The sequence below is a fragment of the Enterobacter sp. WCHEn045836 genome (assembly GCF_003965585.1).
Classification (GTDB): domain Bacteria; phylum Pseudomonadota; class Gammaproteobacteria; order Enterobacterales; family Enterobacteriaceae; genus Enterobacter; species Enterobacter dissolvens.
The window spans coordinates 41,977-55,691 of record NZ_RXPT01000002.1 but is presented as its reverse complement, the minus strand read 5'-3'; the positions used below and the strand labels follow the sequence as shown (position 1 = coordinate 55,691).

The 13,715-nt window shown below is 52.9% G+C and carries 16 protein-coding genes; 6 read left to right on the top strand and 10 right to left on the bottom strand.

The genetic code is table 11. The features are described from left to right. Positions 1–14: 14 nt before the first annotated feature. The 8 genes from EKN38_RS02650 to zapE all read right to left on the bottom strand — a co-directional run bounded on the left by EKN38_RS02650 (position 15) and on the right by zapE (position 7,157). Positions 15–1,499, bottom strand: coding sequence for an MFS transporter (locus EKN38_RS02650; protein WP_126521619.1), 1,485 nt, complete (start codon positions 1,497–1,499; stop codon positions 15–17). 57 nt (positions 1,500–1,556) lie between these two features. Then, positions 1,557–2,450, bottom strand: coding sequence for an N-acetylneuraminate lyase (nanA, locus tag EKN38_RS02645; RefSeq protein WP_014833473.1), 894 nt, complete (start codon positions 2,448–2,450; stop codon positions 1,557–1,559). A gap of 122 nt (positions 2,451–2,572) precedes the next feature. Continuing rightward, entirely contained in the window at positions 2,573–3,355 is a 783-nt protein-coding gene (gene nanR, locus EKN38_RS02640) for a transcriptional regulator NanR (protein ID WP_126521617.1), read from the bottom strand. Between the two features lie 101 nt (positions 3,356–3,456). Further along, entirely contained in the window at positions 3,457–3,954 is a 498-nt protein-coding gene (sspB, locus tag EKN38_RS02635; protein ID WP_014833475.1) for a ClpXP protease specificity-enhancing factor, read from the bottom strand. Between the two features lie 5 nt (positions 3,955–3,959). Further along, positions 3,960–4,598 carry a stringent starvation protein SspA gene (gene sspA / locus EKN38_RS02630; protein WP_014833476.1) on the bottom strand — a complete coding sequence of 213 codons (639 nt, stop codon included), beginning with the start codon at positions 4,596–4,598 and terminating at the stop codon, positions 3,960–3,962. A gap of 308 nt (positions 4,599–4,906) precedes the next feature. Next, positions 4,907–5,299 (bottom strand): 30S ribosomal protein S9, encoded by a 393-nt coding sequence (gene rpsI / locus EKN38_RS02620; RefSeq protein ID WP_000829818.1) that lies wholly within the window; start codon positions 5,297–5,299, stop codon positions 4,907–4,909. 15 nt (positions 5,300–5,314) lie between these two features. Next, positions 5,315–5,743 carry a 50S ribosomal protein L13 gene (gene rplM / locus EKN38_RS02615; RefSeq protein ID WP_013098967.1) on the bottom strand — a complete coding sequence of 143 codons (429 nt, stop codon included), beginning with the start codon at positions 5,741–5,743 and terminating at the stop codon, positions 5,315–5,317. A gap of 289 nt (positions 5,744–6,032) precedes the next feature. Further along, positions 6,033–7,157, bottom strand: a complete 1,125-nt coding sequence (gene zapE / locus EKN38_RS02610) for a cell division protein ZapE (RefSeq protein WP_014833477.1) — start codon at positions 7,155–7,157, stop codon at positions 6,033–6,035. A 189-nt stretch (positions 7,158–7,346) separates the two neighbouring features. On the opposite strand from zapE, the gene zapG reads away from it, so the two are divergent. From zapG to degS, 3 genes are all read left to right on the top strand, one after another. Continuing rightward, on the top strand, positions 7,347–7,745 hold the full coding sequence (gene zapG, locus EKN38_RS02605) for a Z-ring associated protein ZapG (RefSeq protein WP_008502832.1): 399 nt from the start codon (positions 7,347–7,349) through the stop codon (positions 7,743–7,745). Between the two features lie 172 nt (positions 7,746–7,917). Next, positions 7,918–9,285 carry a serine endoprotease DegQ gene (gene degQ / locus EKN38_RS02600; protein WP_014833478.1) on the top strand — a complete coding sequence of 456 codons (1,368 nt, stop codon included), beginning with the start codon at positions 7,918–7,920 and terminating at the stop codon, positions 9,283–9,285. Positions 9,286–9,378: 93 nt separating this feature from the next. Beyond that, entirely contained in the window at positions 9,379–10,446 is a 1,068-nt protein-coding gene (gene degS, locus EKN38_RS02595; protein ID WP_046889017.1) for an outer membrane-stress sensor serine endopeptidase DegS, read from the top strand. Between the two features lie 90 nt (positions 10,447–10,536). Here degS and mdh read toward each other — a convergent pair whose 3' ends face one another. Next, on the bottom strand, positions 10,537–11,475 hold the full coding sequence (gene mdh, locus EKN38_RS02590) for a malate dehydrogenase (RefSeq protein WP_014833480.1): 939 nt from the start codon (positions 11,473–11,475) through the stop codon (positions 10,537–10,539). A gap of 397 nt (positions 11,476–11,872) precedes the next feature. On the opposite strand from mdh, the gene argR reads away from it, so the two are divergent. The 3 genes from argR (at position 11,873) to yhcN (EKN38_RS02575) (ending at position 13,359) form a co-directional block, all read left to right on the top strand. Further along, the gene (gene argR, locus EKN38_RS02585; protein ID WP_126521613.1) at positions 11,873–12,343 is read left to right on the top strand and encodes a transcriptional regulator ArgR; all 471 of its coding nucleotides are present in this window, start codon (positions 11,873–11,875) and stop codon (positions 12,341–12,343) included. Positions 12,344–12,720: 377 nt separating this feature from the next. Next, on the top strand, positions 12,721–12,984 hold the full coding sequence (yhcN, locus tag EKN38_RS02580; RefSeq protein ID WP_014833481.1) for a peroxide/acid stress response protein YhcN: 264 nt from the start codon (positions 12,721–12,723) through the stop codon (positions 12,982–12,984). A 108-nt stretch (positions 12,985–13,092) separates the two neighbouring features. After that, entirely contained in the window at positions 13,093–13,359 is a 267-nt protein-coding gene (gene yhcN / locus EKN38_RS02575; RefSeq protein WP_014833482.1) for a peroxide/acid stress response protein YhcN, read from the top strand. Between the two features lie 66 nt (positions 13,360–13,425). Here the strand turns inward: yhcN (EKN38_RS02575) and EKN38_RS02570 are convergent, their stop codons facing one another. After that, positions 13,426–13,698 carry a barstar family protein gene (locus tag EKN38_RS02570; protein ID WP_014833483.1) on the bottom strand — a complete coding sequence of 91 codons (273 nt, stop codon included), beginning with the start codon at positions 13,696–13,698 and terminating at the stop codon, positions 13,426–13,428. Positions 13,699–13,715 lie beyond the last annotated feature (17 nt).

The window sequence follows — 13,715 nt, the reverse complement described above, 5'->3', positions numbered from 1 at the left end:
CATTGCCAGCATCGTCATTTTACCACCTGCTCGCTTTTTACTGTCCCCGCAGGAAAAGCGCCGCTCAGTGGTTTACCGTCGATGGCGTCATGAGTGCGCAGTGCTTCCGGCCTGATCCAACGCTGTACGCGAGACGGCATATCCAGGCCGATCAACAGAATAACCACAAACGTCAGGCCAAAGGAGAGCGATCCCAGCGCGGTTCCCAGTTCCATTCGTTGTGAAAGGAGTGCACCTACTACCGGCGCAATCGCCCCGCCCAGAGCGCCGACGTTATAGGTAAATCCAAGCCCAGCTGCCCGCTGATCGGTATCGTAATAGCCGCCAATCAGCTTAGGCAAAATCCCGGAAATACCCTGACCTAACATCTGCTGGAAAAAGAGCAATAACCCGAGCACCCAGATATTAGCGCCGCCAATCGCAAACACCGGAATGATGAGCAGCTGCGAGGCCAGCAGGCTACAGACGTAGGCTTTACGCGTTCCCAGCCAGTCGCCAAGAAAGCCGCCTACACAGCAGCCTACCGCCGCACCAAACCCGCTGAAGAACAGCACGCGAGCCACCGTAGCCGGATCGTAGGCCAGCTCCGTTTTCAGATAGGTTGGCAGCAATGCCTGAATCGGCCACGAGTAGAGAAAGGCAAACAGCACCACTACCATCAGCGTGACGCCGGTAGGCCAGCGTTTGCCGCTACTTTGCACCATAAAGCTGATAAAAACGACAGCGCACAGCAGCCCCAGTATGACCACCATCCCGACGTTATTAAGCTCTCCCGCAAAACAGAGCCACAGTGCCACTCCGGCAAACAACGTCATCGCAATGTTGATCACACGGTATTTGCCACGATAAAGAATATCGACCATCGTGTGCACCGGGGTTTTTCCTTCATGCTTCGCTTTCCAGTCCCCGGCTTCCGGGATGTTTTTACGCAGCCACAGGGCAAAGACAATAGGCAAGATGCCGATAAAGAATAATGCCCGCCAGCCCCAGACGGGTACCACAAGGCTGTACACCTGCGCCGCAACCACCGCACCAACAGAGAATCCAGAGATGAGAAAACCGCTGGCCTTATTGCGCAGATGTTTTGGCCAGCTTTCAATAACATAGGTTGCGCTGGAGCCGTACTCCCCTGCCATTTCCATCCCAATCACCATGCGGGCGATAAACATGGTGACGTAGCCCGGTGCAAAACCGCAGGCCAGCGTACCGCAGGAAAAAAGCACAATGCTGGTGATCATCGCCAGCTTTCGGCCATAGCGGTCGCCCATCGCGCCCAGCAACAAGCCGCCGAACCAGCGCGAGATAAATGCCGCTGAAATAAGGCTCGCCGCTTCAACGGTCGTCAGGCCAAATTCACTTTTTACTTCTGTCAGGACTAAGGCAATCAGTACAAAATCGAAGCCATCAAGCAGATACCCCAGCCAGGCGGCGGAGAAGGCACGCCATTGAGGGCGCGTAAGATGGCGATACCACGGGATGCTTTGGGTAGACATACTCATAACACTCTCCCGAACAGGATTTTTAGCCGGACAAGCAACGCGTCATCCGGCGATGCGTTAGCGTTTTTCCGCCATTAACTGCTCCGCCAGCGCTTTCAGCTCCGGCACATATTGTTCATCCACGGGGGCAAACGGCTTGCGGCACAGCGGCACGGAAACCACGTCCATGTAGTGCAATACCGTTTTTAGTCCACGGAATACACCTGACTTGATAAGCAGATCGATAGCCTTGTTACACTCGCTTTGCAGGCGCTGAGCGGTGGCGTTATCCCCGTCGCGAACCGCTTTTGCGATCGCCTGATAGCGCCAGCCCATGATGTTGTAGGTGCTGCCAATTCCCCCATCGGCCCCCGCCAGCAGGCCAGATGCGAAGATCTCGTCATAGCCGTTATAGAGCACCAGATCAGGATGCGCGCGACGGATCTGCTCCATCTGGAAAAGATCGCCTGAGGTTTGTTTCAGGGCACCGACACCCGGCAGCGTCACCAGGGTGTTGATCTGCTCCAGACTTAACTTCACGCCGCTTAATGCTGGAATGTTATAGACCACCATCGGCAACCCCTCTGCTGACTCAATAATGGCGCGGTAGTGATCGCAATGCTCTTCAAAGCTGAAGGGATAGTAAAACGGCGTGACGGCGGACACTGCGTCAAAGCCCAGGCGAGCGGCGGCGATGGCGAGTTGCTGGCTTTCAGCCGTACTGATACAACCCACATGCGCGATGAGCGTGATTTTCCCCTTCGCCTCCTCCGCCACAATTTCCATTACCTGTTCACGCTCTGAAAGGGTTTGCACAAACGCCTCTCCCGTTGAGCCACCAACATAAAGCCCGTCGATCCCCTGCCCAATATTGAACTGGACCAAACGGCGCAGACTCTCTTTATCCAGAGCCTGGTGTTGGGTAAAAGGGGTCAAAAGTGCAGCCATTACGCCTCGTAATTGCGTTGTCATAGATACCTCCAGATTGGGTGAGTCAATAATAACGATATACCTTTATACCTGTTATACCAGATCAATTAAGCAGCAGTGATGACCAGATCGTTTATATTGCGATCGACTTCACTAAAGGATCGTTATTTGTTGGCTTTGGCGTACTGTCCGAAAGCGTGCCAGGTGGCTGAAACGCTGTTGAGGTGGGTTTGCAACGCCCGATCGGCTTCATCGGGATCGCGGCGGCGGATCGCATCAACTATCGCGATATGCTGGCGATAGCTGGCTTCATTATGCTGATAAAGCTCTGCATCCGGCACTTTAGGGCGTGCCGCTATTAACCAGTCGAGCAGCGCAACGTGGATCGCATTGAAGATCGGATTGCCGGGGATCTCCGCCAGTACGCGGTGAAAATCGACATCGGATCGAATAAACAGCGTATTGTCATCCAGAGACTGGCTATTGATCTCCAGGGCTTTCGTCAGCTGCGTAATCTGATCGTCAGTCGCGTATTCGGCGGCATAACGAACGAGGCTGGATTCAAAGAACAAACGGAGCTGCTCAAAGTGGGCAATGCCGCCTGGCTGAGTCAGGAAGTCTTTCGCCATGCCCGACAATTCACTGATGATGGTATCAGCAGAAGGAATGGAGACGCGAGCACGTTCACCATTGTTAATCTGTACCAGTCCTTTACGCTTTAGTGCCGCCAGCGCTTCCCGCACCGAGGGCCGGCCCACATTAAAGAACTCCATCAGCTCACGCTCAGAGGGCAATTGCTCTCCCTGTGCAAATTCTTTTCGGCGGATCATCTGCTCCAGCTCTTCTTCCACCATATCGGACAGTTTTTTGCGCGTCAGCGGTCGACGACGCAGGCTGCGCCCAAGAGGTTCATCAGAGTTTTCAGCTTTAAGATCAGTCGGTTTCATTGCAATCCGGTGCCATTGAAGAAGAACAATTCATCATAACACAGGAACAAGAGGGGGCGAAAAAGGACACAAAGCAAAACAGGCCCGTTGGGCCTGTTGAATTATTTCACGACACGTAGCGCCGGACGCCCGCCGCGTGGTGGCGGATCGTCATCCGGATCGTTATCATCCTGATGATCGGGTTTGTCGCCGTCAATAACAGACATCACCGTATCGCTTTCGCGTTCTTCGGTTGCATCGTCGTCATTCAGGCTGGCAACGTCTTCGTCGTAAGCCGCTTCCGGCTCAAACATCGTCCCCGCACCGTTTTCACGCGCGTAGATTGCCAGCACAGCAGCCAACGGCACAGAAACCTGACGCGGCACACCGCCAAAACGCGCATTAAAGCGGACTTCGTCGTTGGCCAACTCCAGGTTACCCACCGCACGTGGCGCAATGTTCAATACAATTTGTCCGTCGCGTGCATATTCCATAGGAACCTGCACGCCCGGCAGCGTCACATCCACAACCAGGTGCGGCGTGAGCTGGTTGTCCAGCAGCCATTCATAGAAGGCGCGCAGCAGATACGGACGGCGTGGTGAAAGTTGTGACATTTCCACAGTCATTAGCCTCGGCCGAGACGCATTTCACGTTCCGGTTCAGTTAAGGATGCCAGGAAGGAGTCGCGTTCAAAGACGCGGGTCATATAACCTTTCAGCTCTTTTGCACCTGGGCCACTGAACTCAACGCCAAGTGTTGGCAGACGCCACAGCAGGGGTGCCAGATAGCAGTCCACCAGGCTGAATTCATCGCTCAGGAAGAACGGTTTCTGGCCGAACACCGGGGCAATCGCCAGCAGCTCTTCACGCAGCTGTTTACGCGCAGCGTCCGCTTCAGCGGCAGAGCCGTTTACGATCACGTTCATCAGCGTGTACCAGTCTTTCTCGATACGCTGCATGTACAGGCGGCTTTCACCACGCGCAACAGGGTAAACAGGCATCAGCGGTGGATGCGGGAAACGCTCATCCAGGTATTCCATAATGATACGGGATTCCCACAGGGTCAGCTCGCGATCCACCAGCGTTGGTACACTTTGGCTCGGGTTGAGATCGATCAGATCCTGAGGTGGGTTATCCTTTTCCACATGCTCGATCTCAAAACTGACACCCTTCTCGGCCAGCACGATACGAACCTGATGGCTATAAATGTCAGTAGGACCAGAAAACAGCGTCATTACCGAACGTTTGTTGGCAGCGACAGCCATGAAAACCTCCAGGTATATTCAGAATTTTTACTGCTACCGGCCCGGTGGGGCCAGCCAGATGATGTAGCGCCCATCCCCGAGAAGACACATTGTTCAAGAATCGAACAAAAATCGAGTATTCACCGATATTTGGGCAGAAAATTGGATGATAGTTTACCAGATTTTGATGGCTTTGTGGTGAGGGGATTCTGGAAATGTGGAAAAAGAGGAGATATATGCATTGATATTGTGGATAACCTGAGCATTATCCATAAAAAAACCCGCCGAAGCGGGTTTTTCGCCAATCGTTCTGCGTGAGCAGAAAATGATTAACGTTTGGAGAACTGTGGACGACGACGTGCTTTACGCAGACCCACTTTCTTACGTTCAACCTGACGAGCGTCACGAGTAACGAAGCCAGCTTTACGCAGTTCAGAACGCAGGGATTCATCGTACTCCATCAGAGCGCGGGTGATACCGTGACGGATCGCACCTGCCTGACCGGAGATACCACCACCTTTAACGGTGATGTACAGATCCAGTTTTTCTACCATATCAACCAGTTCCAGCGGCTGGCGAACTACCATGCGGGCAGTTTCGCGACCGAAGTACTGTTCCAGAGAACGCTGGTTGATAACGATTTTACCGTTGCCCGGTTTGATGAAAACGCGAGCTGCGGAACTTTTGCGGCGACCAGTGCCGTAGTATTGATTTTCAGCCATTGCCTATAATCCCGATTAGATGTCAAGAACTTGCGGTTGCTGTGCCGCGTGGTTGTGCTCGTTACCTGCGTAAACTTTCAGTTTACGGAACATAGCACGACCCAGCGGGCCTTTTGGCAGCATGCCTTTAACCGCGATTTCAATCACACGCTCAGGACGGCGAGCAATCATCTCTTCAAAGGTCGCTTCTTTGATACCACCGATGTGGCCAGTGTGGTGGTAGTACATTTTGTCTTCGCGCTTGTTGCCGGTTACAGCAACTTTTTCTGCGTTCAGAACGATGATGTAGTCACCAGTATCAACGTGCGGAGTGTATTCCGCTTTGTGCTTACCGCGCAGGCGACGAGCCAGTTCAGTAGCCAGACGGCCCAGAGTTTTACCGGTCGCGTCAACAACATACCAGTCGCGTTGTACGGTTTCTGGTTTAGCTGTAAAAGTTTTCATTAAAAGCTTACCCAAATAATAAGTTACACGTTGGTGAACACCCAAACGTTTAGTCAGTTGAGGTTCACACGACAAAGTCCGGCAAACCTACCCCTTCGAATAGCTCATGCCGACACATAGAAAGTTTCGGGAAAAAAACCTTCTCGTAACGTGGGGTCGCAAGATTATAGAGAAGTTGAGGTCAAAGATCGACCCTTAAATGTGATTTGGAATGGGTTTTTCGGGGGGCGAGTTTTTGCGGTCTGGTGCCCTCACCCCCAGCCCCTTTCCCACGGGGAGAGGGTAGCATTTAAGGCATATGCTCCAGCTTCAGATACTCCTCGCTCTGCATCTCCTGCAGGCGCGACAGGCAGCGCTGGAACTCAAACTTCAGACGTTCCCCCTGATACACCTCATATAAAGGCACCTCGGCGCTCACCACCAGCTTGACGTGGCGCTCGTAAAACTCGTCCACCAGCGCAATGAAGCGCCGCGCTTCGCTCTCCATCAAACGTGTCATGACGGGGACATCCAGCAGCATCACCGTGTGGAACAGGCGCGAAAGGGCGATGTAGTCGTGCTGGCTGCGGGCATCGACGCAGAGCGTAGAGAAAGAGACCGCCAGCGTTTGATTTTCCACGCCAAGCGTTGGCAACGGACGATGGTTAATCTCCAGCGTCGGCGCGTTTTCGCGCTTTGCCCCGGCCAGCGCCAGCCAGAGTTTATCCATCTGGCGGGTAGTCTCTGCGTTCAGCGGCGAGAGCCACAGGTGCGCCTGGGTCAGCGTGCGCAAACGGTAATCCACGCCCGCATCAACGTTCATAATGTCACAATGTTGTTTGATGGCATCAATGGCAGGCAGGAAACGCGCCCGTTGGAGGCCGTTACGATACAGCTCATCCGGCGGAATATTCGAGGTGGCGACCAGCGTGATCCCGCGGGCGAACAGCGCTTTCATCAGGCCGCCCAACAGCATGGCATCGGTAATATCCGAAACAAAAAACTCATCGAAACAGAGGACGTCCGTTTCGGCCTTAAATCTGTCAGCCACAATCTCCAGCGGATCGCTTTTGCCCTGCAGCGCCGTCAGCTCTTCATGCACCCGCAGCATAAAGCGGTGGAAGTGCAGACGCTGTTTTCGCTCACCCGGCAGGCTCTGATAAAAGAGATCCATCAGCCAGGTTTTCCCGCGCCCGACACCACCCCACATATATAAACCGCGCACGGGAGGGTTAGCCTGCTGCTCTTTTTTGCCAAGCAGCCGACCCAATGCCGCCTTCAGCCCACCGCTCTGCCCTGCCTCAGCAGGTTTTGCCGTGAGTTCCTGATAAATCGTATCCAGACGGTTAACCGCTTCACGTTGAACGTCATCCGGCTGATGTGAGCCCTCGTCCAGGGCCAGTTGATATCGCGATGCGGGGGACAGGTTTTGCATAATCTTGTTGTTATTCCTTCAATTAAACCTCATCAGCAGGCGTGACTGATGAAAAAAAGGCCGTTCTACACTACGCGATGATACGTCAGGATTCCACTTCTGCAGAAATAGCGGTTATAGTGGCAATATCAGGCACAGGCAGGAGCCGAGCCAACACCCTACGGAACAACAAGACAACGGGAGAAGTTCATGACCTGGGAATATGCGCTAATCGGTTTAGTCGTCGGCATCGTGATCGGTGCTGTGGCCATGCGTTTCGGTAATCGCAAATTGCGTCAGCAGCAGTCACTGCAATACGAACTGGAAAAGAACAAAGCCGAGCTGGAAGAGTATCGCGAAGAGCTGGTCAGCCACTTTGCCCGTAGCGCCGAGCTGCTGGACAACATGGCAACCGACTATCGCCAGCTGTATCAGCACATGGCAAAAAGCTCCAGCAGCCTGCTGCCGGAAATGACCGCGGAAACCAACCCGTTCCGCAACCGTCTGGCAGACTCTGAGGCCGGTAACGATCAGGCCCCTGTTCAGATGCCTCGCGACTATTCTGATGGCGCGTCCGGCCTGCTGCGCGGCGGTGTAAAACGCGATTAATCGCACAACCTGAATTTATTTTACGGGCGCAGCGATTGCGCCCGTCCTTTCTTCCTGACCCCAGCTATTATTTAGTTAAACACCTCATTGTTCAGCGGTTTAAAATTCAATAACATCAACATGTTTTTGGGCCCGTTTTTTCCTTTACTCCAGGTTACGAGAGTCAGCATCGATGAAGAAAAAGAACCAGCTGTTGAGCGCGTTAGCGTTAAGTGTCGGGTTATCTCTCTCGGCGTCCTTCCCTGCCCTGGCCGCCCTTCCTTCGCAGGTGCCGGGCCAGACGGCTATTCCGAGCCTCGCCCCCATGCTGGACAAAGTGTTGCCTGCAGTGGTTAGCGTGCAGGTAGAGGGAACGGCAGTACAAAGCCAGCGCGTACCTGAAGAACTGAAAAAATATTTTGGCGATGAGTCTCCCGACCAGCAGGCTCAGCCTTTTGAAGGGCTGGGGTCTGGCGTCATTATTGATGCGGCCAAAGGCTATATTCTGACCAACAACCACGTCATCAGTCAGGCCGATAAAATCAGCGTGCAGTTGAATGATGGCCGGGAATTTGATGCCAAACTGATTGGTGGCGATGATCAGAGCGATATTGCGCTTTTGCAGGTGCAGAACCCGAGCAACCTGACGCAGATTGCCATCGCAGACTCCGACAAACTGCGCGTCGGCGACTTTGCCGTTGCCGTGGGTAACCCCTTTGGTTTAGGACAAACAGCCACCTCCGGGATCATCTCTGCGCTGGGCCGCAGCGGTCTGAACCTGGAAGGGCTGGAAAACTTTATCCAGACCGACGCCTCAATTAACCGCGGTAACTCCGGCGGTGCGCTGCTGAACCTTAACGGTGAGCTGATTGGCATTAACACGGCAATTCTGGCCCCGGGCGGCGGCAGTATCGGGATTGGTTTTGCTATCCCCAGCAACATGGCCAAAACGCTGGCACAACAGCTTATCCAGTTTGGCGAAGTCAAACGCGGGCTGTTGGGTATTAAAGGGATGGAGATGAGCGCCGATATCGCAAAAGCGTTCAATATCAACGTGCAGCGTGGTGCGTTCGTCAGTGAAGTGCTGCCAAACTCCGGCTCGGCCAAAGCGGGCATTAAATCGGGCGATGTGATCGTCAGCCTGAATGACAAGCCGCTGAGCAGCTTTGCAGAGCTGCGTTCACGAATTGCCACCACTGAACCGGGCGCCAAAGTGAAATTGGGTCTGATTCGTGACGGCAAGCCGCTGAACGTGGAAGTAACCCTGGATAAGAGCACATCCTCCTCTGCCAGCGCGGAGCTAATCGCACCGGCACTGCAGGGCGCGACCCTTAGCGACGGACAACTGAAAGACGGGACAAAAGGCATCAGCATTGATACCGTCGAGAAAAGCAGCCCTGCTGCACAGGCAGGATTGCATCAGGATGATGTGATCATCGGCGTGAATCGCACGCGCGTGCAATCCATTGCTGAGCTGCGCAAAGTGCTGGAAAGTAAACCAACGGTCATTGCCCTGCAAATCATGCGCGGCAACGAGTCTATCTATATTCTGTTGCGCTAAGCATGTGCGATCCCGGGTATCACCGCTGCGTGTGATGTCCGGGATAACTCATGTTATGCTGCAAATCGTTCCTTTTTTAACGACACGCGCATCATGCTTTTAAAGCTCTTTCGTTCAATTGCCATCGGTTTGATTGTTGCAGCCCTGCTGTTAGCGGCCATGCCGTCTTTACGCCAGTTCAACAAGCTGTCGGCGCCTCAGTTTGACAGCACGGATGAAACGCCTGCTACCTATAATCAGGCTGTTCGCCGTGCCGCACCCGCTGTGGTTAACGTCTATAATCGCGGCCTCAACAGTTCCGCCCATAACCAGCTGGAGATCCGCACCCTCGGCTCCGGCGTGATTATGGACGATCGCGGGTACATTATTACCAACAAACATGTGATTAACGATGCGGACCAGATCATCGTTGCGCTTCAGGATGGCCGCGTGTTTGAGGCCTTGCTGGTGGGTTCTGACAGCCTGACCGACCTGGCGGTACTGAAGATCAACGCCACCGGCGGGCTGCCGGTTATTCCGATTAACCGTAAACGTACTCCTCATATTGGCGACGTGGTTCTGGCTATCGGCAACCCTTACAACCTGGGCCAGACCATCACCCAGGGTATCATCAGCGCCACCGGTCGAATCGGTCTGAATCCATCGGGACGGCAGAACTTCCTGCAAACCGATGCCTCCATCAACCACGGAAACTCCGGCGGTGCGCTGGTCAACTCCCTGGGCGAGCTGATGGGCATCAACACCCTTTCGTTCGATAAAAGTAACGATGGCGAAACGCCGGAAGGAATTGGCTTTGCCATTCCGTTCCAGTTGGCTACCAAGATTATGGATAAGCTGATCCGCGACGGCCGTGTCATCCGCGGTTATATCGGGATTGGCGGTCGTGAGATTGCCCCCATGCATACCCAGGGTGGCGGTATCGATCAGATTCAGGGGATTGTGGTCAACGAGGTGGCGCCTGGCGGCCCGGCAGCTAACGCGGGTATTCAGGTTAATGATGTCATTTTGTCGGTGAACGGCACACCGGCGGTATCGGCGCTGGAGACAATGGACCAGGTTGCGGAGATCCGCCCTGGCTCTATCATCCCTGTTGAAGTCATGCGTAACGATAAGAAGCTGACGATTCAGGTCACCATTCAGGAATACCCGGCCACCAACTGACAGCCATAAAAAAACCGAAGCCAGCCAGTGCTTCGGTTTTTTTTGCCGGGTGGCGCTAACGCTTACCCGGCCTGCGGAAGAAGGTTCGTGTTACTTGTTAACGAACTCTTCGCCCAGGGTGATATCTTTTTTCAGCGTATCCAGCATGCCTTCCATCGCGTGTTGTTCAAACGCGCTCAGCGTGCCAACTGGCTTACGTTCTTCAATACCGTTTTTACCCAGCAGCAGCGGCTGAGAGAAGAAGCGCGCGTGTTCGCCATCGCCTTCTACATAAGCGCATTCAACCACGCCCTTATCGCCCTGCAGCGCACGAACCAGTGACAGACCGAAACGTGCAGCCGCCTGGCCCATAGACAGCGTTGCAGAACCGCCACCCGCCTTCGCTTCCACCACTTCGGTGCCTGCGTTCTGAATACGTTTGGTCAGGTCAGCCACTTCCTGCTCGGTGAAGCTCACGCCTGGGATCTGCGACAGCAGAGGCAGAATAGTGACACCAGAGTGACCGCCGATGACCGGCACTTCCACTTCCGTAGGCTGCTTGCCTTTCAGCTCAGCAACGAAGGTGTTAGAACGGATGATATCCAGCGTGGTCACACCGAACAGTTTGTTCTTGTCGTAAACACCCGCTTTCTTCAGCACTTCCGCCGCGATAGCGACCGTGGTGTTCACCGGATTGGTGATGATACCGATGCACGCTTTCGGACAAACTTCAGCGATCTGCTGCACCAGGTTTTTCACGATGCCTGCGTTGACGTTGAACAGGTCTGAACGATCCATGCCTGGCTTACGCGCCACACCAGCGGAGATCAGCACAACGTCAGCACCCTGCAGCGCAGGACGCGCGTCTTCACCGGAAAAGCCTTTGATTTTTACAGCTGTCGGGATGTGGCTCAGGTCAACCGCCACACCTGGGGTTACCGGAGCAATATCGTACAGGGAGAGTTCTGAGCCTGAAGGCAGTTGGGTTTTCAGTAGTAGGGCAAGCGCCTGGCCGATACCACCAGCAGCGCCGAGGACTGCGACTTTCATCCTAAACTCCTTATTATGGTTAACTTAAGTATCTGTAAATCCGTTGCGGCGACCTTAATTCAGCAGGTAATTAATTACAATTTTCGTAGCTAAAGAATTTGAGGTCACGCGACTTTATCTCTCACCAGAAGACTCTCTGACAACAGACGGCAACGAATTAAGAGGTGGTTACAATACACCCTGCCACGCCACCAAAACAACATCATTTTGATAACATTTAATTTACTTTTAAGCTTATTTGCGTGGCGTGACCCAGGCATGTTTTCTGATAACGAAATCTGATAAAATCACTCCCTTTCATAACATTATTTCAGGCTACTGCCTGGTAGATAATTTGCATAAAAATTCATCCACATGCATAATAATGTTGTTTCTATCGTCATATTCCGGGTGACTTATGCGAAGCTCGTCTAAGCAAGAAGAATTAGTAAAGGCGTTTAAAGCGCTACTCAAAGAAGAGAAATTCAGTTCTCAGGGAGAAATTGTTCAGGCGTTGCAGGAACAAGGCTTCGATAACATCAACCAGTCGAAAGTCTCCCGCATGTTAACCAAGTTTGGCGCGGTGCGTACCCGTAACGCCAAAATGGAGATGGTCTATTGCCTGCCGGCTGAACTTGGCGTGCCGACAACCTCCAGCCCGCTGAAGAACCTGGTTCTGGATATCGACCATAACGACGCCGTTGTGGTGATCCACACAAGCCCTGGCGCCGCACAGCTGATTGCCCGCATGCTGGACTCTTTAGGTAAAACGGAAGGTATCCTCGGCACCATCGCCGGTGTCGACACCATCTTTACCACCCCGGCTAACGGTTTTTCCGTGAAAGATCTCCACGAGGCAATCCTGGTTCTGTTCGAACAGGAGCTGTAGTCCTCTCTAGCCCCGTAGCACCGTTACGGGGTTCATTCTGCCCCCGCTGCGTTTTCCCCTGCTTTCTTCTGTCCCTGATTTGACAAATAGTGCTTTTTACCACCCATTAACATTCATCCAGTGAATGGTAAATCAAAAAATCGCACAAAAAATCAAAATCAAATATCCATATGATTTTCTTAGATATAACTCATCAATGTGAACAAAAATCGACCAACATTATGCAGTTTGGTTATAAAAATGGCGCTGTTTAACGCGTAATTACCCGTGAAACAATTAGTCTGGTATTAATTTTTACCGTTATTAGTGTATACTTGATTTTGTGATGAGGGTCACGAAACAAAGACCCCACTAAAAATTCGACGAGGTAAAGAATCATGAAAATCAAAACTACTGTAGCGGCGCTGAGCGTCCTGTCTGTCCTGTCATTCGGTGCTTTCGCAGCGGACTCCATCAATGCCGACCAGGCGCAATCCCGTGAGGCTATCGGTACGGTTTCTGTCGGCGCGATCGGCACGTCTCCAATGGATATGCGTGAAATGCTGAACAAAAAAGCGGAAGAACAGGGTGCATCATCCTATCGCATCATTGAAGCGCGTTCAGGTGACCACTGGCACGCGACCGCTGAGCTGTACAAATAAGTTTTAGTAATAGCAAAAGACGAAAATCTCCCTCAACGGCACCAGGCATAAAAATAGCAGTTCAACCCTTCTCGCCGTTGAGCAAAAACCTCTTCAGGAGCAAAGACTATGAAAAGCAAATTAATCATCGCAACCCTCGGTCTGGCATCGGTTCTCTCTTTCGGTGCAAGCGCAGCCGTTCAGCAGGTGAATGCCGACCAGGCGCAGAATCTGCAGTCTATGGGTAGTATCTCCGTGACATCTGTCACCGGCTCTCCGATGGATATCCGTCAGGAACTGGCCGCAAAAGCTGAAAAAGCAGGCGCCAGCAGCTATCGCGTCACCGAACTGAATCAGGGTGACCACTGGCATGCGACGGCAGAACTGTATAAATAAACCCTCGTCGTATCTCATCATACGACTTGCCCCTGGCCTCGCTGGTCAGGGGCTTTTTTTGATTAATCACTGGCGCGCGTTGAAACGCAACTGCCCTTCCAGCTCTTCTTCCGCTTCATCAAACAATAAAATCAGTGCACCAAAGCGTCTGCGCAGTTTCTCAGGCAGATGGATAAACTCTATCTCCAGCGGTAAAGGCAACTGACTGCCGGTTACCACATCCCACAACGTATCCAGATTCGTGACGCTTTCCCGTTCAAGATCAAACACCCGGATAAATTCACGATAGAAGTCTTCCTGACTATCGATCTCGTCAAAATCAAAGGTATAGGTTTTCATTGCCAGCCACCCAGTCC